Annotated in this window: 28 protein-coding genes; 13 read left to right on the top strand and 15 right to left on the bottom strand. The window is 64.6% G+C overall.

Annotated features, from left to right (window positions below):
* Positions 1 to 21: 21 nt before the first annotated feature.
* From IC609_RS04870 to IC609_RS04890, 5 genes are read right to left on the bottom strand one after another with little or no spacing between them, the layout of a single operon-like run.
* On the bottom strand, positions 22 to 963 hold the full coding sequence (locus tag IC609_RS04870) for a quinoprotein relay system zinc metallohydrolase 1 (protein ID WP_191818305.1): 942 nt from the start codon (positions 961 to 963) through the stop codon (positions 22 to 24).
* A complete protein-coding gene (locus tag IC609_RS04875; RefSeq protein WP_191818306.1) occupies positions 960 to 1,769 on the bottom strand; it encodes a quinoprotein dehydrogenase-associated SoxYZ-like carrier in 810 nt (269 codons plus the stop codon). The genes IC609_RS04870 and IC609_RS04875 overlap by 4 nt, the downstream gene beginning before the upstream one ends.
* Positions 1,770 to 1,781: 12 nt before the next feature.
* Positions 1,782 to 2,624 carry an ABC transporter permease gene (locus tag IC609_RS04880; RefSeq protein ID WP_191818307.1) on the bottom strand — a complete coding sequence of 281 codons (843 nt, stop codon included), beginning with the start codon at positions 2,622 to 2,624 and terminating at the stop codon, positions 1,782 to 1,784.
* Positions 2,609 to 3,811, bottom strand: coding sequence for a type 1 periplasmic-binding domain-containing protein (locus tag IC609_RS04885; RefSeq protein WP_225223985.1), 1,203 nt, complete (start codon positions 3,809 to 3,811; stop codon positions 2,609 to 2,611). The genes IC609_RS04880 and IC609_RS04885 overlap by 16 nt, the downstream gene beginning before the upstream one ends.
* Positions 3,804 to 4,772, bottom strand: a complete 969-nt coding sequence (locus IC609_RS04890) for a PQQ-dependent catabolism-associated beta-propeller protein (protein WP_191818308.1) — start codon at positions 4,770 to 4,772, stop codon at positions 3,804 to 3,806. The genes IC609_RS04885 and IC609_RS04890 overlap by 8 nt, the downstream gene beginning before the upstream one ends.
* 133 nt (positions 4,773 to 4,905) lie before the next feature.
* On the opposite strand from IC609_RS04890, the gene IC609_RS04895 reads away from it, so the two are divergent.
* From IC609_RS04895 to IC609_RS04915, 5 genes are all read left to right on the top strand, one after another.
* Complete coding sequence (locus tag IC609_RS04895) at positions 4,906 to 5,907, top strand: Bug family tripartite tricarboxylate transporter substrate binding protein (RefSeq protein WP_191818309.1); 1,002 nt, start codon at positions 4,906 to 4,908, stop codon at positions 5,905 to 5,907.
* Between the two features lie 32 nt (positions 5,908 to 5,939).
* Positions 5,940 to 6,686, top strand: a complete 747-nt coding sequence (locus tag IC609_RS04900) for an ABC transporter ATP-binding protein (RefSeq protein WP_225223986.1) — start codon at positions 5,940 to 5,942, stop codon at positions 6,684 to 6,686.
* Between the two features lie 98 nt (positions 6,687 to 6,784).
* Positions 6,785 to 7,435 carry a glutathione S-transferase family protein gene (locus IC609_RS04905; RefSeq protein WP_191818311.1) on the top strand — a complete coding sequence of 217 codons (651 nt, stop codon included), beginning with the start codon at positions 6,785 to 6,787 and terminating at the stop codon, positions 7,433 to 7,435.
* Between the two features lie 115 nt (positions 7,436 to 7,550).
* On the top strand, positions 7,551 to 7,910 hold the full coding sequence (locus IC609_RS04910) for a TraR/DksA family transcriptional regulator (RefSeq protein ID WP_191818312.1): 360 nt from the start codon (positions 7,551 to 7,553) through the stop codon (positions 7,908 to 7,910).
* Between the two features lie 43 nt (positions 7,911 to 7,953).
* Complete coding sequence (locus tag IC609_RS04915) at positions 7,954 to 8,367, top strand: VOC family protein (RefSeq protein WP_191818313.1); 414 nt, start codon at positions 7,954 to 7,956, stop codon at positions 8,365 to 8,367.
* Here the strand turns inward: IC609_RS04915 and IC609_RS04920 are convergent.
* The gene (locus IC609_RS04920; protein ID WP_191818314.1) at positions 8,355 to 9,362 is read right to left on the bottom strand and encodes a fumarylacetoacetate hydrolase family protein; all 1,008 of its coding nucleotides are present in this window, start codon (positions 9,360 to 9,362) and stop codon (positions 8,355 to 8,357) included. The genes IC609_RS04915 and IC609_RS04920 overlap by 13 nt on opposite strands.
* 101 nt (positions 9,363 to 9,463) lie before the next feature.
* On the opposite strand from IC609_RS04920, the gene IC609_RS04925 reads away from it, so the two are divergent.
* From IC609_RS04925 to IC609_RS04935, 3 genes are read left to right on the top strand one after another with little or no spacing between them, the layout of a single operon-like run.
* Positions 9,464 to 10,282, top strand: a complete 819-nt coding sequence (locus IC609_RS04925; RefSeq protein WP_191818315.1) for an IclR family transcriptional regulator — start codon at positions 9,464 to 9,466, stop codon at positions 10,280 to 10,282.
* 44 nt (positions 10,283 to 10,326) lie between these two features.
* Positions 10,327 to 11,463 carry a DUF3108 domain-containing protein gene (locus IC609_RS04930; protein WP_191818316.1) on the top strand — a complete coding sequence of 379 codons (1,137 nt, stop codon included), beginning with the start codon at positions 10,327 to 10,329 and terminating at the stop codon, positions 11,461 to 11,463.
* Between the two features lie 51 nt (positions 11,464 to 11,514).
* On the top strand, positions 11,515 to 11,796 hold the full coding sequence (locus IC609_RS04935; protein WP_191818317.1) for a BTH_I0359 family protein: 282 nt from the start codon (positions 11,515 to 11,517) through the stop codon (positions 11,794 to 11,796).
* Between the two features lie 27 nt (positions 11,797 to 11,823).
* On the opposite strand, the gene IC609_RS04940 is transcribed toward IC609_RS04935, so the two are convergent.
* Together IC609_RS04940 and IC609_RS04945 are read right to left on the bottom strand one after the other, a co-directional pair.
* Positions 11,824 to 12,921 (bottom strand): AbrB family transcriptional regulator, encoded by a 1,098-nt coding sequence (locus IC609_RS04940; RefSeq protein WP_191818318.1) that lies wholly within the window; start codon positions 12,919 to 12,921, stop codon positions 11,824 to 11,826.
* Positions 12,914 to 14,248 (bottom strand): aminotransferase class III-fold pyridoxal phosphate-dependent enzyme, encoded by a 1,335-nt coding sequence (locus IC609_RS04945; protein ID WP_191818319.1) that lies wholly within the window; start codon positions 14,246 to 14,248, stop codon positions 12,914 to 12,916. Before IC609_RS04945 ends, IC609_RS04940 begins: the two co-directional genes overlap by 8 nt.
* A gap of 152 nt (positions 14,249 to 14,400) precedes the next feature.
* On the opposite strand from IC609_RS04945, the gene purU reads away from it, so the two are divergent.
* The 3 genes from purU (at position 14,401) to IC609_RS04960 (ending at position 17,867) form a co-directional block, all read left to right on the top strand.
* Positions 14,401 to 15,249, top strand: a complete 849-nt coding sequence (gene purU, locus IC609_RS04950) for a formyltetrahydrofolate deformylase (protein ID WP_191818320.1) — start codon at positions 14,401 to 14,403, stop codon at positions 15,247 to 15,249.
* A gap of 45 nt (positions 15,250 to 15,294) precedes the next feature.
* Positions 15,295 to 16,170 (top strand): LysR substrate-binding domain-containing protein, encoded by an 876-nt coding sequence (locus tag IC609_RS04955; protein WP_191818321.1) that lies wholly within the window; start codon positions 15,295 to 15,297, stop codon positions 16,168 to 16,170.
* Between the two features lie 188 nt (positions 16,171 to 16,358).
* A complete protein-coding gene (locus IC609_RS04960; RefSeq protein WP_191818322.1) occupies positions 16,359 to 17,867 on the top strand; it encodes an FAD-linked oxidase C-terminal domain-containing protein in 1,509 nt (502 codons plus the stop codon).
* Between the two features lie 19 nt (positions 17,868 to 17,886).
* Here the strand turns inward: IC609_RS04960 and IC609_RS04965 are convergent, their stop codons facing one another.
* The gene (locus IC609_RS04965; RefSeq protein ID WP_333473660.1) at positions 17,887 to 19,752 is read right to left on the bottom strand and encodes a carboxyl transferase domain-containing protein; all 1,866 of its coding nucleotides are present in this window, start codon (positions 19,750 to 19,752) and stop codon (positions 17,887 to 17,889) included.
* Between the two features lie 76 nt (positions 19,753 to 19,828).
* On the bottom strand, positions 19,829 to 20,512 hold the full coding sequence (locus IC609_RS04970; RefSeq protein WP_191818324.1) for a YggS family pyridoxal phosphate-dependent enzyme: 684 nt from the start codon (positions 20,510 to 20,512) through the stop codon (positions 19,829 to 19,831).
* A 114-nt stretch (positions 20,513 to 20,626) separates the two neighbouring features.
* Here IC609_RS04970 and IC609_RS04975 point away from each other — a divergent pair, with 114 nt between their 5' ends.
* Positions 20,627 to 21,532, top strand: coding sequence for an NAD(P)-dependent oxidoreductase (locus tag IC609_RS04975; RefSeq protein ID WP_191818325.1), 906 nt, complete (start codon positions 20,627 to 20,629; stop codon positions 21,530 to 21,532).
* A 77-nt stretch (positions 21,533 to 21,609) separates the two neighbouring features.
* On the opposite strand, the gene IC609_RS04980 is transcribed toward IC609_RS04975, so the two are convergent.
* The 3 genes from IC609_RS04980 to IC609_RS04990 all read right to left on the bottom strand — a co-directional run bounded on the left by IC609_RS04980 (position 21,610) and on the right by IC609_RS04990 (position 23,296).
* Entirely contained in the window at positions 21,610 to 22,224 is a 615-nt protein-coding gene (locus tag IC609_RS04980; protein ID WP_191818911.1) for a BON domain-containing protein, read from the bottom strand.
* An 8-nt stretch (positions 22,225 to 22,232) separates the two neighbouring features.
* Positions 22,233 to 22,820, bottom strand: coding sequence for an SIS domain-containing protein (locus IC609_RS04985; protein WP_191818326.1), 588 nt, complete (start codon positions 22,818 to 22,820; stop codon positions 22,233 to 22,235).
* Positions 22,821 to 22,903: 83 nt separating this feature from the next.
* On the bottom strand, positions 22,904 to 23,296 hold the full coding sequence (locus IC609_RS04990; RefSeq protein WP_191818327.1) for a YraN family protein: 393 nt from the start codon (positions 23,294 to 23,296) through the stop codon (positions 22,904 to 22,906).
* Between the two features lie 14 nt (positions 23,297 to 23,310).
* Between IC609_RS04990 and rsmI the strand changes: the two genes are divergently transcribed.
* A complete protein-coding gene (rsmI, locus tag IC609_RS04995; RefSeq protein ID WP_191818912.1) occupies positions 23,311 to 24,225 on the top strand; it encodes a 16S rRNA (cytidine(1402)-2'-O)-methyltransferase in 915 nt (304 codons plus the stop codon).
* Between the two features lie 36 nt (positions 24,226 to 24,261).
* Here rsmI and IC609_RS05000 read toward each other — a convergent pair whose 3' ends face one another.
* Together IC609_RS05000 and IC609_RS05005 are read right to left on the bottom strand one after the other, a co-directional pair.
* Positions 24,262 to 25,173 (bottom strand): DMT family transporter, encoded by a 912-nt coding sequence (locus IC609_RS05000; protein WP_191818328.1) that lies wholly within the window; start codon positions 25,171 to 25,173, stop codon positions 24,262 to 24,264.
* Between the two features lie 78 nt (positions 25,174 to 25,251).
* Positions 25,252 to 25,413 carry a hypothetical protein gene (locus IC609_RS05005; protein WP_191818329.1) on the bottom strand — a complete coding sequence of 54 codons (162 nt, stop codon included), beginning with the start codon at positions 25,411 to 25,413 and terminating at the stop codon, positions 25,252 to 25,254.
* Positions 25,414 to 25,439 lie beyond the last annotated feature (26 nt).

Raw genomic sequence — 25,439 nt, forward strand, 5'->3', positions numbered from 1 at the left:
CGGCGTGACAGCCTGCGCAGTCTATTTGGTGAACTGAGCAGTCTCGTATGCAGGGTACAAAGTGGTGACATTGCGCGCGTACTCTGCCTGCAGCGCCGCCCAGCCCGCAAAGCGTTCCGGGATCGGCAAACGCAGAACCTCCGACAGGTCCAGGCCCTGCTCGGCGCTGCTGCGCAAGCGCGCATCCAACCACTGCAGCCAGTCAAGTGTCTGATCCACCCCCTGGGTGCCCGTGTGCACCGGGCCATGGCTGGGCACCACGGTGCGGACTTCGCCTGAGGTGATGCGTTGGCGCAGCTGCTGGAGGCTGGCCATCCATTCGGCCAGCCGGGCATGGGGCAGCGTGGGCACCCGGTTCATGAAGACCACCCCTCCGGCAAACATGACGCCTGTGCTGTGGTCAATCAACACCAGATCGTGCCCGGTGTGCCCCTGCCATCGCACCCATTCCAGAGGCCGCGCGCCCAGCATGAAGCGGCCAGGCTGCACATCCTCGCTCGCCGGTTGGGATTCGGTGCCCAGCATCCAGTCACCACAGAGGCGGTAAAGGTTGTCTTCGTAGGCTTTGCCCTCGGCCTGCATGCCCACGCGCGTGCCTGGCAAGGCGGCCGTGGGCACATCAGACCAGGCCTGATTGCCAAAGAAATAGTCGGGGTGCAGATTGAGGTTGACCACGCGCGTCACAGGCCCAGGCGTGGTGCGGGCGATGGCCGTGCGCTGCTGCTGCCCATACAGACGTGAGGGCCCGGTGTTGATGACCAGCGTGCCCGCATCGGTGGCGATGAAGCCGGTGTTGATGATGTTGCAGCCGTTGCTGCGGCTGAAATCCTCCACCGCACCTTCAATGACCCACACGCCCGGTGCCAAGAGCCTGGGCTGCAACCGGTAATCGCTGCGCGAAGCATCGACAGCATGCGCGCAGACCGCCAGCCATGCCAGGCCCAGCGCAAGCCAACGCTTCATGCACGCACCTGTGCATCGATGCGGTTACCGCCATTGTCACGACCCACGAGGTGCCAGGGTCCTTGTACTTTGTCACCCAGCTCGAAAGTGAGCAGCGGGTTCTCGGACACCGGCTCGTGCAGGGCCATGCGCCAGCAAAGGCGTTGCTGCGCGTCCTGCAGCTCCAGGTGCTCGATGTGGAAAGACGGTATGCCCGCCACCAGGCCCGTGTCCATCGGGTGCATCACGCGCAAGCGCATACGGGTACCGCCTTCGATCACGTTGCGGAACACCTTGGCCTGAACTTGCCCAAGGGTCTGGCTCCAGGAACCGTCGGACCGTGTCTGGCCCGGCACGGTGCAACCGCCGCCAGCGGCATTGACCCAGGTGTGGCCCACGTGCCATCGGCCATCGCGGGTGCGCACCAAGGCCCGCACGGGCGAGCCCTGCTCCATGCGGAAACGGAAAGCCAGCATGGGCCAGCTGCCCAGAGGCTCGAAATCGAGGATGTGCTGGATCGGGTTGCGGTCAGCGATCACTACCATGCGATCGATCGGCCCCACCGAGCGCTGCAGTGCGCGGGCGTCGATCAAAATGGGGACATTCATCGCGTCTTCGGCGAACTCCGGACCCTTGACCCACACCTCGTCCGAAAAACGCCAAGTGGCTTGGCCGATGTGCTTTTGCAGCAATGCGGGCCACTGCATCGACCCCAGCGGATCGCCCCCGGTCGGGTCCTTGATCTGGGCGCGCAGGGCAGGAGGCGCGATCAGCAGGGCCGAGCCCAGCTGGGCCAGTGTGCGGCGTCGGGTGATCGGTGGGCGCATGGTCTGTCCTGCTCAGGCAGCCCCGCGCTGGCGGATGGCGCCACGCTGCGGGTCATAACCGCGCACGGCCAAAGCGAAAAACACCATGCTGCCCAAAGCGCCCACTGCCCAGCCGAGTCCATAAGTCTGACCGTGCAGCGCAAAGCGCATGGTCTCGACCGCCTGGGTGAAGGGGTTGAACTGCGCGGCAATGAACAGCCACCAAGCCCCCGCCTCCTCGAATTTCCACAGCGGGTAGAGCGCCGAGCTGATGAAGAACATCGGGAAGATGACGAAGTTCATGGCGCCGGCAAAGTTCTCCAGCTGGCGCACATGCACCGACAGCACCAGGCCCATCGAGGCCATCAGCAACGCAGCGAGCACCAGCGTGGGCAGTGCCAGCAGCACGTTCAAGGGTTCTACCTCCACGCCCAGCAGCCAGGCCATGGCCAGAAACACCACCATTTGCAGCACCGACAGGCTGGTGCCCGCCAGCAGCTTGAAAGCCAGCAGCCAGGCCCGGTGCAAGGGGGCCGTGAGCAGCAGGCGCATCAGGCCCATCTCGCGGTCGTACACCAGCGACAGCGAGCTTTGCATGCCATTGAACAAGGCGATCATGCCCAACAGGCCAGGCAGCATGTAAACCTTGTATTCGATGTAGGTCTCGTACGGCGGGATGATGGACACGCCAAACACATTGTGAAATCCGGTGGCAAAGACCACAAACCACAGCAAAGGCCGCACCAGCGCCGAGGCCAGTCGCGCAGGCTGGCGCAGGAACTTGTGGATCTCGCGACCCACCACGGCGCGTGCCGCGCGCCACAGATGGGCGCCCAGCGGCGGCGAAACGTGTGCGGTGCTCAGGGCTTCTTGCATGGGCTTTCCTTCTCGTCCACACCCAGGGTGTCGAGTGTGTTGACCGGATGCAACACCCCCTCCATGGGAGCGGTTTGCACCACACCATCGGCGTGGCCCAGCAGCACCGGCTGCCGCAGCTGTCCGTCCCAGGCGCGGTAGCTCAGGGGCAAACCCTTGAAGCCGTCGACCTGCACCTGCCCCGCGCGCAACTGTGCGCCAATGCGTTCGGGCGTGGCTTTGGGCTCGGCCACCCAGGCCGTGACCAGCGATTTGACGCCGACCCACGCAGCCCAATCCTGCCCGGTCATGGGCCGCTGGGCGAGTTTGGTGAAACGGCGGTTGAGCTGCGGGCCGCCGTAGCGTTCCCACTGCGGATGCCAGGCCAGGGCGGTGAGGCCGTTGCTGCCCAGCACCGGACGTGGCCACTGGGTGGCATAAGGCAGGCCACGGGCGAATTCACCGTCTGCATCCCACACGGCCACCACCTCGTGGCTGCGCTCGGCCGTCAGCAGCTTGGGATTGGCCGCATCGCGCTCACGCGGATCGCCACTGAGTTTGAAGGTTTTGGTGTCGGTGGTCTTGAGGCCATAGCGCTTGCTGGCGCGCTGCCAGGCCTGCGCGAGCAGGGCATCGGCTGGCTGTACACCCTGCAGCACCAGCACCTGCCGCCACGATTTGGCGGCCAGGTACTGCGCCAGCGCATCGGCCAACATGCTCTGGCTGGGGTATGCATGCAGCACCAGGGCGCTGCAGTGCTGTGTGCGCAAGGCGTCCAGCGGACTGCTGGCATTGATGGCCAGTGCCCCGGCTTTTTGCGCTGCCGCCAGCGCCTGGGGCATGAGGGCATCGGGCAGGTCCAACAGCCAATAAGCCACCTGCTCTTTTTTGAGCTGGGCCAGCGTGCTCTCCAGGTGGGCCTCGTTGTCAGCCTGGACTTCGCGCAACTTCACTTGCAGACCGGCTTCCTGCAACTCGACCTGGGCATCTTCAACAGCCAGTCGGGCCGCAGTGAGCAGGCGACCCGTGGACTGGCCGGGCCAGCGTTTTTCGGCGCGGCGTGGGGCGTAGCGCGCATCGTCAGCCACCGAGACCACCGCCATCTGCTGCATGTGCAGCGCAGCGGGTTTGGCCGGTGCAGCGGCCCATGGTTGGCCAAAGACCGACAGCGCCAGCGTCAGCAGAAGGGGTGTACGCCACTCAATCATGGACCAGCACCGTGTGCGGCACGCGTCCAGCGCTCACGCTGCGCACGGCCTTGCCTTGCGCCGTGTCCACCAGCGTCAGATCGTCCGACAGGCCATTGGTGACGTAGAGCGTGCTGCCGCTTGGGTTGAAAGCCAGCCCCCAGGGCCGCTTGCCCACCAACACCGTGCGTTTGACTTGGCGGGTGGCGGCATCGACTTCGGCCACATGGTTGGCGCGGCCCAGCCCGACCCAAACGCTGCGTCCATCAGGGCTGTGCACCAGCCCCACCGGGGTGATGTCGCTGGTGCGCATGCCCTGGATCTGGAAGGGCACTGTGCCCAGCACTTGCTGGCTGGCGGTGTCGATCACGCTCACACTGGCACCCAGCTCGTTGCTGACCCACAGTTGCTTGCCGTCCGGCGAGAGTGAAAAGCGCCGTGGGCGGGCACCCACCTTGATGTTCTGCACCACTTTTCTTTGCTGCAGGTCCACCCGGTGGACCAGGTTGGCCGCCTCGGAAGCCACGTAGGCATAGCGCCCATCGGGCATGAGCTGCACCCCTTCGGGCTCGCCCCCGGTTTTGACCTGGTACACCTGTTTTTTGCTGACCAGATCGTAGGCCACCAGCGCGCTGTCATCTTCGCTGGAGACATAGGCGGTCTTGCCATCGGGCGACAGGCCCAGCATTTCAGGGCTCTCGGCCAGCGGCAGGGTGCCCGTCATCTTTTGCTGGGCCAGATCGACCGTGCCCAGTTGGTTGCTGTCGCCACAGACCACCAAGATCTGGCTGCGGCTGGCGTTGAACTTCATGTCGCGCGGACGCTGACACACCGGGATGCGCCCGAGCAACTGTCCCTGAGCGTCCAGCACCACGATCTGGTGGTCTTTCTCGTTGCTCACATACACCTTGCTCTGCGCCCAGGCACCGCACGCCAGCGCGCTCAGCGCGGCCAGGGTCAAGACACGACACAACCGTCTCATGGGTGATTTCTCCAGGACAAAGACCAAGTTGTTCCAAAGTGGAACAGTACAGCCAGGATTTGCGCAAGAGCCATGCCAAACGGGAGGCGAGACAAGGCCTTGGGGTTGGCGTACATTTTGCTGCTCTGAAGACATGAACTTGTTTCGCGAATCTACTGCGGGTCTGAACCGACGGCAATGGCTGCTGGGCTTGGCCGTCAGCTGCTCGGGCATGCCCTTGGCCGCCCAGGCACTGGCGAGCTGGCCACAAAAGCCCATCCAGCTCATCGTCCCCTGGCCCGCAGGCGGTGGCACGGATCTGAGTATCCGCATTCTGGCCGAAGAAGCTGGCGCACGCCTGGGGCAAGCCGTGGTGGTGCTCAATCGACCTGGCGCTGCGGGCACGATGGTCGCGCCTTTGCTCAAGGCCGCAGCCCCCGACGGCTACACCATCGGGCAATTGCCTTTGCCCGTGTTGCGCCACGCCCTGATGAACAAGGTCAGCTGGGACCCCTTGGCCGATCTGAGCCCGATTCTGCAAGTCTCCAGCACGACCTTCGGTTTGCTGGTGCCTGCCAGCAGCCCCTGGCAAAAAGTGCAAGACCTGCTCGACTGGGCACGCCAGAACCCGGGGGCCTTGATGCTCGGCTCCACGGGCATGGGCTCCACACCCCATCTGGCCATGGAAGAGCTGTTGGGCGCACTGCAAATCAGCTACACCCACGTGCCCTTCAAAGGCACCACCGACCAGATGCTGGCTCTGGCCAGCGGCACCATCATGGCCGGCATGAACTCCACCGGCTTTGCACCCTGGATCGACAACGGCAAGCTTCGGCTGCTGGCGGTGTTCAGCGAGCAGCGCAGTGCACGTTGGCCGCAAGTGCCCACCATGAAGGAGCTGGGTTTTGGGCAGGCCGTCTACAACTCCCCCTGGGGCCTGGTCGCACCCAGCGGCACCCCGGCGGCGGTACTGGCCGCTTTGCATGAGGCCTTCAAGGCCGCCATGTTCACCCCAAGGCACCTGGCCGAGCTGCAGCGTTACGATCAAGACGCCAGCTACCTGGACCCCGCGGGCTACAAACAAACCCTTCAGCAAACCTGGCAGCGGGAGCGCAAACTGCTGCAGCGCATGAAACTGCTGGCAGAACCCGCCTGACCTCCACCTGAACCCGACCGAGCGCCCACCCCATGCCCGACATGCCCCGCACCGAAACACTGCCTTTGCAGGCGCTGTCCCTGTCCAAGTCCTACCAAGGACACCCCGCCCTGCGTGAGGTGAGCCTGAGTCTGCGCCGGGGTGAGCGTGTGGCACTGCTGGGGCCCAACGGGGCTGGCAAATCCACGCTGCTGCAGTTGCTCACGGGCCTGTTTGTGCCCGACAGTGGCGAGATCCAGATCATGGGACACGATTTGCGCCATGCGGCACCTCGCGCACTGGCGCATCTGGGGGTGGTGTTCCAGCAACCCGCGCTCGACCTCGACCTGAGTGTGCGCGCCAATCTGCGCTTTCACACCGATCTGCATGGCCTGCCTGCACGCGAAGCCAATGCCCGCATTGAAGAAGACCTGCAAAGGCTGGGCCTGCTGGAACACCTGAACAAGGCCTGTCGCACTTTGTCTGGCGGCAACCGCCGCAAAATCGAGTTGGTGCGTGCCCTCTTGCACCGCCCGGCAGTGCTCTTGATGGACGAAGCCACCGTGGGCCTGGATCCGGCCTCGCGTGTGCAGCTGCTGCAAGCGGTAGAAGCCCTGCAGCGCGAACGTGGCGTGGCCACACTCTGGGCCACCCACCTGGTCGAAGAAGTGGAGCACGCCCAGCGCGTGGTGGTGCTGCACAAAGGGCAACTGCGCCATGAAGGGCCCGTTGCTTCTTTGCTGACGGAGACCGGACAAGCCACGCTGCAAGAAGCCTTCCTGGCGCTCACCCGTGCCTGAATGCTTGTGGCCTGACGGCTGCTCGCGTCAACTGCGCGACGGCACAGCCATTGCACTGCCGTTAGGCTGATGGTTTCACTGCCTTATCGGAGACACCCATGCTCAAACTCTGCGGCTTCGCAGCCAGCAACTACCACAACAAAGTCAAATTGGCCTTGCTCGAAAAAGGCGTGCCCTTTGAAGAAGAAATCGCCTGGGTGGGTGAGACCGATCCTGCTGCCAGCCCTCTGGGCAAGGTGCCCTATTTCAAAACCGAAGATGGGGCGATGTGCGAGTCGGCCGTGATGCTGGAATACATCGAGCAAAAGTACCCACAAAACCCGCTGCTGCCTGCCGATCCGTTTGCCGCTGCCAAGGTGCGCGAACTGGCGCTGTTTCTGGACCTGCACCTGGAACTGGTCGCACGCAACCTCTACCCCGAAGCCTATTTCGGTGGCAAGGTGAGCGACTCGGTCAAGGAAAAAGTCGGTGCGCAGCTGGAGAAAAATGTCGCGGCTTTTGCCAAACTGGCCAAGTTTTCGCCATTCGTCGCGGGAGACCGCTTGACGCTGGCCGACTGCGCGGCCGTCACGCACCTGCCCCTGGTCTCGGGTGCCACCAAGCTGATTTACGGCAAAGACTTTCTGGCCGAGCTGCCCGCTCGCGAGTACCTCAAGATGATGGGCGAGCGCCCCCACATGCAGACCATCAACGCCGACCGCAAAGCCAATATGGAATTGATGATGGCGCGCATGAAAGCCAAGAGCTGAGTCTGTTCGCTGGCGCACGGCCAGCGCTGCGCCCCTGCCAGCGGCTTGAGCCGCTTGGCAGGCGGCATTGACCCACATCAATACCGCGCCCCCCCCCGACGCCTAGGATGAAGCCATGACTTCATCCCACACCTTCCACCGTGAGCGTCTGCTGCAAGCACGCGCCGAGTTGCTGCAACGCATGGCCGAAGAACGCGGCGGCCTGGTCTCACGCGCCGACATGGCGGCCAAGCACGATGTGCGCGACTTTGAAAACCGGGCTCAGGCGATTTCCGAGCGCGACGACGAGTTCGCCATGAACGAACACGAAACCGCCGAACTGGGCGCGTTTGAACAAGCCTTGACCCGGCTGGATGCAGGCCAATACGGCCAATGCAAGGACTGCGGTGCCACCATCCCCGAAGCCCGTCTGGCGGTGCACCCGGCCGCTTTGCGTTGCATTGCCTGCCAGACCACGTTCGAAAAAACCCATTGATTTTCAGTCTGCTGCAGGCTGGCAGGCTGCTATGCTTTGTCGCATGCGCAGCTTGTTTCATTTCGCCTTCAATGTCACCGACCTGAACGAGGCCCGCCGCTTTTATGGCGGCATCCTGGGCTGCCAGGAAGGCCGCTCCACCGACACCTGGGTGGACTTCGACTTCTTCAACCACCAGATTTCGCTGCACCTGGGCGAGCCGCTCAAAACCGCACCCACAGGCCGTGTGGGCGAGCACATGGTGCCCATGCCGCATTTCGGTCTGGTGCTGCAAAAGGACGACTGGCAGGCCATGGCCGATCGGCTCCAGGCGGCTGGCGTGGCTTTTGTGATTGAGCCGCAGCTGCGTTTTGCCGGGCAACCCGGCGAGCAGTGGACGATGTTCTTTCTCGATCCCTTCGGCAACCCCCTGGAGATCAAGGGGTTCGCCTCCCTGGACACGCTTTACGCCAGCTGAGCGATCTGCTGGTCGATGGCGCCGAACAGGCTCTCGCCGTCTTTGCCTTTCATCTCGATGCGGATGGTGTCGCCGAACTTCATGAATTCGGTCGAGGGCTTGCCGTCCAGGATGGTTTCGATCGCACGCTTTTCGGCGATGCAGCTGTAGCCCTTGGGCCAGTCTTTTTTGCCGTTGACTTCCACACCCTTGTTGCTCACGGTGCCGCTGCCCACGATGGAGCCAGCGCGCACATTGCGCGTCTTGCAGATGTGGGCGATGAGCTGGCCAAAGTGGAAGGTCATCTCAGGACCCGCATCACACAGGCCAACCTTGCGGCCGTTCCAGGTGGACTGCAGCGTCAGGTGCACGCGGCCGCCCTGCCAGGCGTCGCCCAGCTCGTCGGGCGTCACGGCCACCGGGCTGAAGGCGGTGGCGGGCTTGCTCTGGAAGAACCCAAAGCCCTTGGCCAATTCGTTCGGGATCAGGTTGCGCAGGCTCACATCGTTGGCCAGCATCAACAAGCGCACGCCTTCGATTGCTTCTTCTGGCGTGGCCCGCATGGGCACGTCACCCGTGATCACGGCGATTTCGGCTTCAAAGTCGATGCCATAGGCCTCGTCGGGGCAGACCACTTTGTCACAGGGGCCCAGAAAATCGTCGCTGCCGCCCTGGTACATCAGCGGGTCGGTGTAAAAGCTCTCGGGGACTTCGGAGTTGCGCGCCGCACGGACCAGCTCAACGTGGTTGATGTAGGCTGAGCCATCGGCCCACTGGTAGGCGCGGGGCAGTGGGGCCATGCAGTTGTGCGGGTCGAACGGGAAAGCATGGCGCGCCTTGCCGCTGTTAAGTGTCTGGTAGAGGTCTTCCAGTTGGGGCGACAGGAAGTTCCAATCGTCCAGCACCTGCTGCAGGGTGTCCGCAATGCCGGTCGCATAATGGGCGCTGCCGAGGTCGCGGGACACCACCACCAGTTGTCCGTCACGTGAGCCGTCTTTGTAGGTCGCCAGTTTCATGTTGTTTGTTTCCTCGGTGCTCGATCGGCTACAGTGTGCAGCAGATCAAAATTACGCATTGGTAAACTCGTTTAACTAAACGAAAATCCATTCTAGACCAAATGGCCCCCACAAGCACCCCACCCGAAGACAAGGAACGCGCCGGCATCCAGTCGGTCGAAGTCGGTTTTGCGCTCCTCGACGTGCTGGCCCAGGCCCCCGGCCCATTGATGCTGCGGGATCTGGCGGCTGCTGCCGGCATGAGCGCGGCCAAGGCCCACCGCTACCTGGTGAGCTTTCAGCGCCTGGGGCTGGTGGTGCAGGACAGCGGCAACACCCGCTACGAACTCGGCCCCGCCACCTTGCGTCTGGGCCTGGCCACGCTGTCGCGGCTGGACGCGGTCAAGATGGCCCGCGAACGCCTGCCCGCCCTGATGGAGCAAATCGGCCACACCCTGGCACTGGCCGTCTGGGGCAACCGGGGGCCGACCCTGGTGCATTGGCAAGAATCGCCGCTGGCGGTGCCCGTGAACCTGCGCCTGGGCGATGTGATGCCCATGCTGACCTCGGCCACGGGGCGCTGCTTTGCCGCCTTCATGGGACACGGCATCGGGGTCGATCAGGCCCGCGCCATGATCGAGGCCGAGATGGCCCAGGCCCGCAAGGCCGGGCGGCACGACGTGCCCCACACCCCCGCACAACTGGACGCCCTGCTGCGTGAGCTGCGCCAGCACGGCATGGGCCGTGTGGAGAACGTGCTGCTGCCGGGCATCTCGGGCTTTTGCGCACCGGTGTTCGACGCCGATGGGCACCTGGCGCTGGGTGTGGTGTCGATGGGCTCGTCGGCCACGTTTTCGACCGACTGGAACGGCCCGCTGGCCCAAGCGCTCAAAAACATGGCCAAGCAGCTGTCTGCCGATCTGGGCTGGACCGGCCCCTGAATGGTGCCCCAGGCCAACGCACACCCCAAACGCCCCCCAAGAGCATGACGGCAGCACACGACGCACCCGAGCGCACTGGCCCGTCGCGACGCACGCTCACGGCGCTGGCACTGGTGATCGCCCTGGTGCATCTGGCATTGTTGCTGGGCATCACACACACGCTCGACTGGAGCCTGCAGCCGAACACCGCCACCGCCCCCATGAAGACGCGCATGATCGCGCCGCCGCCCCCAACAGCCTTGGCGGAGCGTCCGGCACGGCTGCCTCCTCCGCCACGCCGCCTGCCCCCACCTGCCCCCCCCCACGCAGAACCCCCTGCCGAAGCCAGCCCGCCCGCACTGCCCCCCACAGTGGCCGAGCCCGCTGCTTCGGAGCCGATCCCTGCGGTGGCCAGCGCAGAGCCTACAGCCTCTGCTCCCGAGGCAGCCGCCGCCCCTCCCCTGACCCCGGTGTCCACGGCCGCGCCCGCCAACAGCTGGCCCACCATGGCCCTGGGCACTTTGCCGCCATCCAGCCTGATGAGCTACCAGCTGACAGGCATGGACAAAGGCTTCACTTACCACGCCAATGGCGAGTTGCGCTGGCAGCACAACCCCCAGGCCTATGCCCTGAGCCTGTCGGTCAAAGCCTTCCTGATCGGCAGCCGCCAGTGGCGCAGCACGGGGCTGATCGACGGCTCGGGCTTGTCGCCGCTCAAGTTCACCGACAGTTGGCGCGGCGAGCGGGCGTCCCACTTCGACCGCGAGCAAAAACGCATCGTGTTCAGCAGCAACGCGCCCGTGGCCGCGCTGCTGCCTGGCGCGCAAGACCAGATCAGCTTGTACCTGCAGCTTGCAGGCGCCATGGCAGGCGACCCCGAACGCTACCCGGCGGGCACCCGCATGCTGATCCAAACGGCCACACTGCGCGACGCCGTGCCTTGGCTGCTGATGCTGGAAGGTCAGGAGCCCCTGACGGTGGCGGGCCAAACCATCACGACCACCAAATGGGTATGCCAGCCGCGCAACCAATACGAGGCCCGGGTCGAGATGTGGCTCTCGCCACGCCACGCCTGGATGCCCGCGCGCATCCGCATCACCCAGGTCAGCGGCAGCTACATCGACCTGAACCTGCGCAGCATGGAGCCACTGCCACCGCTGCCGCTGGACACCCCGGTTGGCGAAAAAACCACAGGCTCTTGAATTTGGTCAGGGCATGCCCAAATGCCAGACTTGTTGAGAGAGAATGAAGCCATGAACCTGCTGTACGAATCTGACGCCTTTGCCGTGATGCATGTGCTGGCCAATGCCACAGAGGATGCCGCCGCGAGTCCCGGCAAGCCCTCTCTGGAGCGCCACGGATTTGAAATCGTCGACAAGCGCTCGGGCAAAGAGGTTTACCTCGACGGCTCCTGGGCAGAGATGTTCCAGCAAAAGATCCAGGTCTGGCAGCAGCACACCCCCACCCAGGAAGAAGTTGAAGACACGCTCGACGGCTACGTGGGCCTGGCCCAGCAACCCGTCGTCGTGCACTGACCGGCCCACGGCTGGGCTCAAGTGCCTTCAGGCCGCAGCGATGCGGCGCTCTTCCAGCCTGAACAAGGGCCCCACCAGCAACAGCACCGCCACCAGGCGGCTGACCTGAAACGCCGTCACCACCGGCACCCCCAACTGCAGCACCTTGGCCGTGATGGCCATTTCGGCAATGCCCCCGGGCGAAGTGCCCAGCGACAGTGTGGCCACATGCAAATCGGTGCCCCAGGCCAGTGCCCAGGCGAACAGGGCCGAAGCAAGCATCATGGCCAAGGTACCGATCGCCACCGACACCAGCCACTGCGGCGCGGTGTGGATGAAGTCCTTGCGGAACTTCACCCCCAGGCTCACCCCAATGACCAGCTGCGCGGCATTGGTCAGCGCCTGCGGAATGGCCGACCACTGCAGGCCCAGCAACGTGACACCCATGGACGCCAAAAGCGCCCCCATGAACCAGGGGTTGGCCCGGCGCATCGCCAGCATCACCATCGCCCCCGCGCCCGAGGCCAGCGCCAGCCACAGCAGACCAGGCCACTGGGGCGTGCGGTTGACCATGCGCAGGGTTTCGTCCACATGCAGCCCCCAATGCGCCTGCGCCCACTGCATGGCAAAAGGCACGCTGAGCACCACCATCAGCAAGCGCAGGGTGTGGGAAGCCGCCACCAGGTCGGTGCGTGCGCCTGCGCGCTCGGACAGCAGCGTCATCTCGGACGCGCCGCCAATGGCGCTTGCAAAATAGGTGGTGGCCCGCAGGCTGCGCGGGCTCAGGTGCCCCAAGTCATCGCTGTGGCGCCACTGCAGCCAGGCCCCGAAGGCGTAGCCCTGTGCCAGCGCCCAGAGCACCCCCAACAGCACCGCCCACCACAGGTTCGTGACCAACGCGCCCACCTGCGGCGTAAAGTACAAACCCAGCGCCGCGCCAATCACCCACTGCCCGGCATTGCGCAGCAGGTCAGAACTGCGGGTCGGTTGCCCCAGCGCCGAAGCCAATGCCGTGACCACCAGGGGCCCGAGCATCCACGGCAGTGGGGTGTGCAACCACAGGCACAGCTGCACCGCCAGCCAGGCGGCCAGCAAGGTGCCGGCGATGCGAAGAACCGATGGGCCGTTCACATGCCAATCAGGCATGTCGGCGGATGCTGTCGGCCAGGGTCTGGACGATCTGGTCGATGTGGCTGTTTTCCACAATGTAGGGTGGGCAAATCACCAGGTTGTCGCCCGCCGCACGCACCCACACGCCCTTGTGGAAGCAGTCGAGCATGACGTCATAAGCCCGTTTGCCAGGCAAGCCTGCCACAGGGGCCAGCTCGACCGCGCCTGCCAGACCCAGCGTGCGGATGCCGATGACGTTGGGCAAGCCCTTGAGTGCGCTGTGCATGGCGTCGCCCAGCACACGGCCTTGCTGGCCCGCACGGGCGAACAGGTTTTCTTCCTTCATCAGCTTGAGCGTGGCAATGGCGGCAGCGCAAGCCACGGGGTGACCGGAGTAGGTGTAGCCGTGGAAGAACTCGATCGCGTGATCGGGCGCGTTGGCATTCATCATCGCGTCGTAGATGAAGTCGCGGCAAATCACGCCGCCCAGCGGAATGACGCCATTGGTCACCGCCTTGGCGAAGTTCAGCATGTCGGGCACCACACCATAAAAGTCGGCGCCGAAGTTCACGCCCAGACGGCCAAAGCCGGTGATGACCTCGTCAAAGATCAGCAAGATGCCGTGTTTGTCGCAGATCTCGCGCAGACGCTTCACATAGCCCTGGGGCGGGATGTACCAGCCCGCGCTGCCCGCGATGGGCTCGACGATGATGGCCGCCACGTTGCTCGGGTCGTGCAGCGCCAGGATGCGGGTCTCCAGCTCGACCAGCGGGTCCTCGGCCCAGACCGGTTCCTCGTGGTGGATGTAGGCATGGTTCACCGGGTCGTGGATGAAGCGCATGTGGTCTACGCGCGGCAGAAGCTGCGCGCCATAGACCTTGCGGTTGGCGGGCAGACCGCCCACACTCATGCCGCCGAAGTTGACGCCGTGGTAGCCCTTTTCGCGGCCGATGAAGACGTTGCGGTGGCCCTCGCCACGGGCGCGGTGGTAAGCCAGCGCCACTTTGAGCGAGGTGTCGGCCGCTTCCGAGCCGGAATTGCAGAACAACACCTTGTTGAGGTCACCCGGTGCCATGGCGGCGATCATTTCGGCCGCCTGGAAAGCCTTGTCGTTGCTGGCCTGGAAAGCGGTGGCGTAGTCCAGGGTGTCGAGCTGATTTTTGATGGCTTCGTTGATCGGCTTGCGGTTGTGGCCCGCGCCCACACACCAGAGGCTGGAGATGCCGTCGATGACTTGTTTACCGTCGTGGGTGGTGAAGTGCATGCCCTCGGCCCCCACAAACACTCGCGGGTCTTTGCGGAAACTGCGGTTGGGGGTGAAGGGCAACCACTGGTTGTCCATGTTGAAGTTGTGATCTGCCACGGGGCGGCTCCTGTTGGTGAGGCACAAAGTGCCAGTTTACGCCCGCTGCCCTGCGCAATCTGCCCGCAGGTGACATGCGCGCCCTTCATGCGCCCTGTTCGGGGGCAGTCTCTACAATACGCCCCCATACCGTTACACCGTCTGTTGCCTCCATGACCACGACCTACATCCTCACGCTGTCCTGCCCTGACCGAACCGGCATCGTGCATGCCGTTTCCGGTTTTTTGCTGGAGCGTGGCGGCAACATCGAAGAGGCCGCCCAGTACAACGACCATGACACAGGCCTGTTCTTCATGCGGGTGCAGTTTGCATGTGATCAGATCGGGGCCGAGGCCCTGCGTGAGCAGTTGGGCGCGCTGGCCCAGACCTTCCAGATGCAGTGGAACCTGCACACCACCGCCCAGCCGATGCGCACCGTGATCATGGTCAGCAAGGAAGGCCATTGCCTGAACGACTTGCTGTTCCGCTGGAAGAGCGGCCTGCTGCCCCTGGACATCCGTGCCATCGTGAGCAACCACCGCGAGTTCTACCAACTGGCGGCCAGCTACAACGTGCCGTTTCACCACATCCCGGTCACGGCCGACACCAAGGCGCAGGTCGAAGCCAAGCAGTACGAGATCATCCAGGCCGAAGGCGCCGAGCTGGTGGTGCTCGCGCGCTACATGCAAATCCTGAGCGACGACCTCTGCCGCAAGCTGTCGGGCCGCGCCATCAACATCCACCACAGCTTTTTGCCCAGTTTCAAGGGGGCCAAGCCCTACTACCAAGCGCACGACCGCGGCGTGAAGCTGATCGGCGCCACTGCCCACTATGTGACGGCCGACCTCGACGAAGGCCCGATCATCGAGCAGGACGTGGCCCGCGTGGACCACAGCAAGACCGTGGAAGACCTGACCACCATCGGTCGCGACACCGAAAGCCAGGTGCTGGCCCGCGCCGTCAAGTGGCACAGCGAGCACCGTGTGCTGCTCAACGGCCACAAGACCGTGATCTTCAAGTAATATTTTCAGAGTCACCCTCTCAGAAAAGCCCCTGCCGACCACGTCATGAGCAACGCCTCGCGCATCCCGCCCATCCAGTGCCTCTTGACCTTTGAGGCACTGGCACGTCTGCGCAGCGTGACGCAGGCCGCCGAAGAGCTGTGCGTGACGCCCAGCGCGGTGAGCCACCGCGTCAAGCAGCTGGAACAAATCATCGGCACCAAACTGTTCGGTCGGGCCGATTTTTCGCTGACCACGGAAGGCAACGAGTATTTGGCCCATGTCCGAGAGGGGCTGGTCTCACTCCAACGCTTTCCCAGCGCCAACAGCACCCCTGGCCGCCGCAAACTGCGACTGGCGGTCACACCCACCTTTGCGCGCTCCGTGTTGATGCCGCGGCTGAAGCATTTTCTGGATGCCTATCCCGAGATCGATATCACGCTGCAAGTGAGCATTCCCCTGCTGGACGTGGTGGCCGAAGACGCCGATCTGACGGTGCGTTTTGGCACAGGGCGCTACTCGGATGTGGAACACGTCTGCCTGGCCAAGGATGACATCACCCCCCTTGCTTCCCCAGCCTGGTTGCGCGAGAACGGCCCCTTTACCAGCGTGGAAGACCTGCAAGGCCAGCCCCTGCTGCGCAGCCCACTGGAGCCCTGGCGAACCTGGTTCGCTGCCCATGACTTGGACTGGCCTGAACCCATCGATGGCTCATCTTTCAACGACATCGGACTGATGTGCGACGCTGCCGCACAAGGCCTGGGCATCGGGCTGATCCGCACCAAACTGGGTGCCCCCTGGCTGGAAAGTGGTCAGCTCGTGCGCTTGTTTGACCGCAACGTGCCCAGCCCACACGCCCACTACCTGTGCTGGCGCACCGGCACCATGGAGCGCTGGGAATGTGCCACCTTTGCCGACTGGCTCAAAAGCGCACTGGCCTGAAGCCCCTTGCAGGAGCGCCCCCAGCCGCGACAGGACGTCAACCACCTACAGGCATTCGCCCCAAGGGCGGGGCTCGCACATTTTCTGCACCGCTTGAGTTCAAATTCACAAGTCCATCAAAGATTCTTCAGCCCTGCCCGCCAGGCTTGCGCGTACAGTTGGGCATTCCTTCAAGGTCTTGAATGCCCATGAGCGCCAACACCCCTGCCGAAACCCGTGAACTGACCGCCACCGAACGTGCCGAGCGCCAACGCGCTGTAGTGCAGGCCCTCGGCCGAGTGTTGCCCGCCGACGCCATCCTCTACACCCCCGAAGACACCACGCCCTACGAATGCGACGGCCTGACCGCCTACCGCGAGCGGCCGCTGGTGGTGGCCTTGCCCGAGACCGAGGCCCAGGTGCAAGCTGTACTCAAGGCCTGCCACGCGCTGCAAGTGCCTGTGGTGGCCCGCGGCGCGGGCACGGGCCTTTCGGGCGGCGCCATGCCCCACCGCATGGGCGTGACGCTGTCGATGGCGCGCTTCAACCAAATCAAGACCGTGGACCCCGTGAGCCGCACAGCGGTCGTGCAGTGCGGCGTGCGCAACCTCGCCATCAGCGAAGCGGCGGCACCCTACGGCCTGTACTACGCGCCCGACCCGTCCAGCCAGATCGCCTGCACGATTGGCGGCAATGTGGCTGAGAACTCGGGCGGTGTGCACTGCCTCAAGTACGGCCTGACGGTGCACAACGTGCTCAAAGTCAGAGGCTTCACCATCGAAGGCGATCCGATCGAGTTCGGCAGCGACGCACTGGACACCCCGGGCTACGACCTGCTGGCCGTGCTGGTGGGCAGCGAAGGCATGCTGGCCGTGACCACCGAAGTCACCGTCAAACTGGTGCCCAAACCGCAACTGGCCCGCTGCATCATGGCCAGCTTTGACGACGTGCGCAAAGCGGGTGACGCCGTAGCCGCCGTGATCGCGGCGGGCATCATCCCGGCAGGCCTCGAGATGATGGACGGCCCCATGACCGCCGCCGTCGAGGACTTTGTGCATGCCGACTACGACCTGAGCGCCGCCGCTATTCTTTTGTGCGAGAGCGACGGCACGCCCGAAGAAGTCGAAGAAGAAATCGGCCGCATGAGCGAGGTGCTGCGCGGCTGTGGGGCCACCGCCATCACCGTCAGCCGCGACGAAGCCCAGCGCATGAAATTCTGGAGCGGGCGCAAGAACGCCTTCCCGGCGTCGGGCCGCATCAGCCCCGACTACATGTGCATGGACTCGACCATACCGCGCAAGCGCCTGGCCGATATCCTGCAGGCTATCTCCGAGATGGAAGAAAAGTACGCGCTGCGTTGCCTAAACGTGTTCCATGCGGGCGATGGCAACCTGCACCCATTGATCCTCTTCGATGCCAACGACCCCGACCAGTTGCGCCGCTGCGAGTTGTTTGGTGCCGACATTCTGGAGACCAGCGTGGCCATGGGCGGCACCGTCACGGGCGAGCATGGCGTGGGCATCGAAAAAGTGAACAGCATGTGCGTGCAGTTCTCTGCCGAAGAAAACGCGCAGATGTTCGCCGTCAAACGCGCTTTTGATCCACAAGGCCTGCTCAATCCCGGCAAGGTGATCCCCACGCTGCACCGCTGCGCCGAGTACGGCAAGATGCTGGTGCGCGCCGGTCAGATCAAGCACTCGGACTTGCCCAGGTTCTGACCCCCTCCAGAGGGGCAGCTCACCAGGTGTCGATGGCCAGCGGGCGATCGACGTCCGTCACCCGCCCGGCCTGCAATCCTGCCACCAGCCAGGCGCGCGTGTCTGCTGGATCGATGACGGCGTCGATTTCGAGCGTCGCGGCCATGTTGATGGCGCTGCCGCCTTCGTACTGCTGCGCCAGCAACTTCTGAAACAGCGCCTCGCGCTCCGCGCCTTCGGGCACCGCTTCGAGTTCCTTGCGAAAGCCCAGACGCACCGCACCTTCCAGCCCCATGGCACCGAACTCGCCCGTGGGCCAGGCCACATGGCACAGCGGCTCGTGGAACCCGCCCGCCGTCATGGCCATGGCGCCCAGGCCATAGCCTTTGCGCAGCACCACACTCAGGTAGGGCACGCGCAGATGGGCCGCCGCAATGAACATGCGCGAGACGTGCCGCACTTGGGCCTGGGTCTCGATGTCGGGCCCGACCATGAAGCCGGGCGTGTCCACCAGACTCACGATGGGCAGGCCGTGCGCATTGCACAGCTGCATGAAGCGCGCCGCCTTGTCCGCGGCATCGGCGTCAATCGCACCCCCCAGGTGGTGCGGGTTGTTGGCCATCAGGCCCACCGGGCGGCCTTCGATGCGGGCCAGCGCCGTGTGGATGCCCACGCCAAAGCCCGTGCGCAGCATCAAGAGGCTGCCCACGTCGGCCGTGCCCTGCATGGCCGCGCGCGTGTCGTACACGCGCAAGCGGTTTTCGGGCACCACGTCGCGCAGCGCGTACGCAGGGGGTGCCTGCCAGTCGGACTGGACGCCCTGAAAAAACGAGAGGTAATGCCGGGCTGCCGCCACCGCCTGCGCTTCCGTCTCCACCAGCACATCGATCACGCCGTTGCCGTGCTGCACGCCACTCGGGCCAATCTGCTCGGGTTTGTAGACCCCCAGACCACCGCCCTCGACCATGGCCGGGCCACCCATGCCGATGTTGCTGTCGCGGGTGGCAATGATCACGTCCGAGCAGCCGAGCAAGGCGGCGTTGCCCGCAAAGCAGCGCCCGGCCACCACGCCCACCACCGGCACCTGGCCATTGAGGCGGGCAAACGAGGCGAAGGTGCCCACATGCAGGCCCGCCACGATGGGCATGTCCACATCGCCCGGGCGACCACCGCCGCCCTCAGCAAACAGCACCACGGGCAGCTGGTGCTGCAAGGCGATGCCCAGCATGCGGTCGGTCTTTTGGTGGTTGCGCATGCCCTGCGTGCCCGCCAGCACGGTGAAGTCGTAGGCCATGACCACCACGCGCTGGCCGTTGACTGTGCCAATGCCCGTGACCATGCCGTCCGCCGGGGTGTTGCGCATCAGGTCGTCCGCCGTGCGGCGGCGGCTTTGCGCGGCCACGGCCAGCGCGCCGTATTCGATGAAGGAGCCTTCGTCGCACAGGTCAGCAATGTTCTCGCGGGCCGTACGCAGCCCCAAGGCGTGGCGCTTGGCCACGGCTTCAGGGCGCTGCGCGTCCTGGGTGAAGGCCTGGCGGTCTTGCAGTTTTTGCAGGTCGGCACGCGCCTTTGCAGGCGCCTGCACAGGCGCTGCCACTGAACTGGACCCTGGACTGGGCGCAGTGGTCACAGCAGGGGCAGCAGCAACGCCCTCGGGGGCACTCGCAGCAATATTCGCGGCCACGGTCGCGGGGGCCTCGCCCTCGGCCAGCATCGCCAGCACATCGCCTTCGGCCACCGCCTCGCCCGCTCGGTAGAACACTTCCCCCAAACAGCCGCCATGGTCGGCACGGATTTCGTGCTCCATCTTCATGGCTTCCAGAATCACCAGCACATCGCCAGCGGCCACGGGCTCGCCTGGTCGGACCAGCCACTGCACCACCTGCGCCTGAAGGGGGGAATGTATTTTTTGCATCGGGCCATTGTGGGGTGCCCCGCCCCTGGCCCACGGTCAAATTCGGGACAAGGTCATTCTGAAGGTGTCAGCGCTGGCCAAAAATCGCCGTGCCCACCCGCACCATGGTGCTGCCCTCGGCGATGGCGGCGCTCATGTCGGCGCTCATGCCCATCGACAGCGTGTCCAGCGGCAAGCCCCGGGCGCGCAAGCTGTCAAACAGGTCTTTGGCCTCGCGGTGCACGGCACGCATCTGCGCCTCGGTCTCAGCCGGTTCGGGAATGGTCATGAGCCCACGCAGTTGCAGGCGCGGCAGTGCCGCCACCGCCTGCGCCAGCGCAGGCAGCTCCTGCGGACTCACGCCCGATTTGTTGGCTCCGCCGTCCACATTGACCTGGATGCACACCTGCAAAGGCGGCAGGTGATCGGGGCGCTGCTCTGACAGGCGCTGGGCGATCTTGAAGCGATCGATGCTGTGCACCCAGTCAAAGTGCTCGGCCACCAGCCGTGTCTTGTTGCTCTGGATCGGGCCGATGCAGTGCCACACAAGCGGCAAATCGCGCAGCGCATCGATCTTGTCCACCGCTTCCTGGATGTAGTTCTCGCCAAAGGCGGTTTGCCCAGCCGTGTGGGCGGCCCGCACGGCGTCCGGCCCCCAGGTCTTGGAGACGGCAAGCAGTTGTACGCTGCTCGCAGGCCGACCCGCCGCCTGGCAAGCCGCCTCGATGTGCGCGTGGACCTGCGCCAGATTCTCAGCAATGAAAGCGTTCATGGCCTGAGCGTACCAAAACCCGACCTGCTGCCAGGTGCAAGCCACCATGGCGACCCCACGCAGACGCCCATGCTGCTAAATTCTCAGCTTTTGATCTACTGACCGGGACTGTCCATGAGCCAAATCGCTGCCAAAACCTACGAACCCACCCCTGCCCGCAAGGTGGCCTTTTTGGGCCTGGGCGTCATGGGCTACCCCATGGCTGGGCACCTGGCCCGTGCGGGCCACCAGGTCACCGTGTACAACCGCAGCGCGGCCAAAGCGGCGGCCTGGGTGGCCGAGTGCCCCGGCAACGCCAGTGCCCCCACCCCACGCGAAGCGGCTGCAGGCGCGGACATCGTGTTCGCCTGTGTGGGCAACGACGATGATCTGCGCAGCGTGGTGCTCGGCGCCGACGGTGCCTTTGCCGGCATGAAGCACGGCGCAATCTTTGTAGACCACACCACCGCCTCGGCATCGGTGGCCCGTGAGCTGTCGGCCCAAGCCCAAAAAATAGGCTTGCAGTTCATCGACGCGCCTGTCTCGGGCGGCCAGGCGGGTGCCCAAAACGGCATGCTCACCGTCATGTGCGGCGGTGACGCAGCGGCTTTCGACAACGTCAAGCCCGCGGCCATGGCGTTCTCGCGGGCCTTCACCCTGCTGGGCGAGTCGGGCGCGGGCCAGCTGGCCAAGATGGTCAATCAGATCTGCATCGCCGGGCTGGTGCAAGGCCTGTCCGAAGCCGTGGCCTTTGGCCAGCAGGCGGGGCTGGACATGCATCAGGTGCTGGACGTGATTGGCAAGGGCGCTGCGCAGAGCTGGCAACTGGACAACCGCGGCAAGACCATGGCCGACGACAAATTCGATTTCGGTTTTGCCGTCGACTGGATGCGCAAGGACCTGGGCCTGGTGCTGGACGAAGCCAAGCGCAACGGCGCGCGCCTGCCTGTGACGGCGCTGGTGGATCAGTTTTACGCCGATGTGCAGAAAATGGGCGGCGGCCGCTGGGACACCTCCAGCCTGATTCGACGCCTGCGCTGAAAACGGTTCACCGCAAAACAAAACGGCCCGGTGGAAACACCGGGCCGTTTTTCATGGGCGTTCAGGCCGTGGACAGTTCACTTGCCCATGGGCGGCTGGCTCAGGCGCTTGAGTTCTTCTTCGGAGATGTCTTCAAACACCCGCACCACTTTGGCCACGCCGCCCACACTGCGGGCAATGTCGGTGGCGCGCTTGGCTTCGCGCTGGGTCACGCGGCCCATCAGGTACACCACGCCGCGTTCGGTCACGACCTTGATGCTGTTGGACTGCAGGTCCTTGGCGTCGATGAAGGCCGCCTTGATCTGACTGGTGGTCACGGTGTCTTTGGTGCGCTGGGTCAAGCTGCTGGGGGCCATAACAGCCAGGTCATTGACCACGGTTTTGACGTTTTCCTGGCTCTGCGCCAGCTTCTCGACGCGTTCACGGTCGGCGGCAGTGGCGGCCTCACCGCTGAGCAACACCTGACGGTTGAAGCTCGTCACATTCAGGTGCACGCGATCGCCCAGGTTCTGGCGCACGGCACTGGCCACCTTCAACTCAATCGCTTCGTCCTCGAGTTGCGTACCCGCCGTGCGGCGGTCGGTGGCGACCACACCCGTCATCACGGCGCCGCCCACGATCAGGGGCGCACAACCGGACAGACCGGACAAAACAGCGCCGACCAAAACACACGACAGCAAGGGCAGTTTCATAGCGGTTTTCATTCCAAAGGCTCCTGTTCACCCAGCAACTGGGTATCGATTCCATCACACAAACAGTGCAGCACCAGGTGCTGCACCTCACGTATTCTCGCACCCCGCTCGTGGGGCACACCGACATGCACATCGGTCTCGCGCAGCTGCTTGCCGACCGCGCCGCCGTGGCCGCCGGTCAGGGCCAGCACGGTCATCTCGCGCTCATGGGCGGCCTGCACGGCCTGCAACAAGGCAGGCTCCTGGCCATCCAGGCTGATGAGCACCAGCACATCGCCAGTCTGGCCCAGCGCCCGCACCTGGCGCGCCAGGGTCTGGTCATCGGGCCAGGCGGTGGCCGTCAGTGCATCGGCCGACAAGGCGAGCGCCGCCAGACCGGGCCGCTCGCGCTCAAAACCACCCACCAGCAAATGTGCCAAATACTGCGCCAGCGCAGCGGATGCACCCAAACCCGCCACCAACACCTTGCCCCCACCCGTGACACTGGCCAGCACGGCTTGTACCGCCGCGTCCACGGGTTTGGCCAAGGCTTCGGCCACCTGGTAATGCAGGTCGGCACTGTCGATGAAGTGTTGCTGGATGCGCAGGTCTAACATGGCGCGGATGATAACCGCCGCCTTGGCCTGTACCACTTGAATTGACAGATTTTGCGTTTCCGCTTGTGAATGGCGTCGGCCTGTCAGCTGGCGTCAAAGGCGGCTTGCAACCAGACCGGGCCCGTCCCCTCAAGCAGCACCACGTCAAAACGCGTGGGTGGCATGCGGCGCCAGCGCATCAGGTAGTGGCGCGCAGCAAAGACGATGCGCTGCTGCTTGGTGCGCCCGATGCTGGCGCCCGCCCCGCCAAAGTCGCTGCGGCTGCGCTTGCGGACCTCGACGAACACCACCGTGCCGTCGGCCGACTGCATGATCAAATCGATTTCGCCGCCACCGCGCCCGGGCGTCCGATAATTGCGCTGCAACAACCGCAAGCCTTGGTCCTGCAAATAGGCCAGCGCCTCGTCTTCGCCCGCATCTCCGCGGGCTTTGGTGGTGGCAGGGGTGCCTGCCTTGCCCTGTTGAAGGAATTGCATTGACTTCTTCTCCCTTGACCGCTTCGTTTGCCCGGGCCCTGGAGGCCGCGCAAGACGCTGCCGGATCGCAAAACCACCCGACCCACACACTGTATGTGGTGGCCACCCCGATTGGCAACCTGGCCGACATCAGCCTGCGTGCCCTGCAGGTGCTGCGCCTGGTCGATGCCGTGGCCTGCGAAGACACACGCCACACCCAGCAACTGCTGCGCGCCTACGGTCTGGACCGTCCTGGAGGTCAGCTGTTGGCGGTGCACCAGCACAACGAAGCCGAAGCCGCCCAAGGGGTGCTGGACAAGCTGGCCCAAGGCCAGCGCGTGGCCTATGTGAGCGATGCGGGCACCCCCGCCATCAGCGACCCCGGCGCCCGGCTGGTGGCGACCGTGCGCGCGGCGGGTTACCGCGTGCTGCCTTTGCCCGGGGCCAGCAGCGTGGTGACCGTGCTCAGCGCCTCCGGCATGACGGGCGACCACGGTTTTGTGTTTGCGGGCTTCCTGCCGTCCAAGGCCGCAGAGCGCCAAAGTGCGGTGCAGGCCCTGGCGGCCGAGCCGCGCGCCGTGGTGCTGCTTGAAGCGCCGCACCGCATCGAGGCCCTGGCACAAGCCCTGGGTGTGCTGGGGGAGCGCCGCATCACCATCGGGCGCGAGTTGACCAAGCAGTTTGAGCAAATCGCAACACTGCCAGCACAAGACCTGGCCGCCTGGCTGGCCGAAAAACCCGAACGCCAGCGCGGTGAATTCGCCCTGGTGCTGCACGACGCCCCCGTGACCACGTCGACTGGCGAAGGCGAGCGGGTGCTCCGGCTCCTGCTGCCCGAATTGCCGCTGAAGACAGCGGTCAAGCTGGCCGCAGAAATTTCAGGTGAATCCAAAAACGTGTTGTACGACCGGGCCCTGCAATTCAAGCAAGGCGCAGAAGATGGCGTTTGACGGCGCTGGAACAGCACCCAGGTAAAACGGGGCTGGTCAGCGCTTGCGCAAACCCAGCGCCACCACGGTGCCCACCACGATGGCCGCTCCGGCCAGCTGCATCGGCGCGATCGACTGGCCGAGCAAGGCCCAGGCCAGCACCAGGGCAAACACCGGCTCCACATTCATGATGGGCGAGTTGCCCACCACGCCCAGCTTGGGCAGGACGATGAACATGATGGTGAAGGCCGTGCCGTACAGGAAGGTCAGCAAGCACAACCCCCACCAACCCAGCGCGTCCACTGGCAGGTGAAAGCCCCCGGTCGCCGCCGCCGTGAGCGAGGCCAGCACGGCCACCTGGGCCATGGTGGTGAAGGTGCGCAAACGGCCATCGAGGTCTCCGGCTTCGTATTGCGTGAGCACCATGGCCAAACCGAATGTGGCCGATGCCCCCATGGCAAACACCACGCCCGCGCCAATTTGCCCCCAATGGGCAGCCGCGCCCAGACCCGAAGCCGCGCCCAGCACATCGAGCGCCAAGGCCAGACCGATCAGCATGACCGGCATGGACAAGAGCACGGCGCGCTCAGGGCGGTGTCCATAGAGCATGCGAGCCCAAAAAGCGGTTGAGAGGGGGTAAGTGTTGAACACCAGCAGCGCCAGGGCCACAGGCAGCCGGGCCACCGAGGAGTACAGGCAAACACTCTGAACGGCGATCAGTGCGCCGATCAAGGGGAGGAATTTTTTGTGGCGAGACGTCAGCGCCAGGGAAACCTGCTGCTGCCAGAGGATGAGGCCGACCACCAAAGCGGTGACGCCGCTGCGAAAACTCACCGCCGTGACCACATCGACCCCATGGTTGAAGGCCAAACGGGCCGACACATGGTTGGCGCCCATCATCAGGGCAATCAGCAAGAGGGTGAGGAAGGCGGTGGCCGACAGGGCCGGGCGTGAGGGGGACTCGGTCATTCAGAGAATTTAACCGCCTGCCCCCTGGAGGCGGTGACATGCTGGCGACTGCAGCTTAGCGCCAGCGTTAGAAACGAATCAGGCGCCAGCCCACTCGCGGGACTGGATGTGCTGACGGAAACGCTCGGTGCGCGCCATCGCTTCTTCTTTTTCTTCTTGCTGGATATCACGCACCGTTTTCAGATACAGCGCCAAAACCACCAAAGACAACAAGACAACCACAACAACAGACATCCACATGATTTTTCTCCTCTGACCTCGCGTTT

The sequence above is a fragment of the Limnohabitans radicicola genome, assembly GCF_014837235.1.
GTDB lineage: Bacteria > Pseudomonadota > Gammaproteobacteria > Burkholderiales > Burkholderiaceae_C > Limnohabitans_A > Limnohabitans_A radicicola.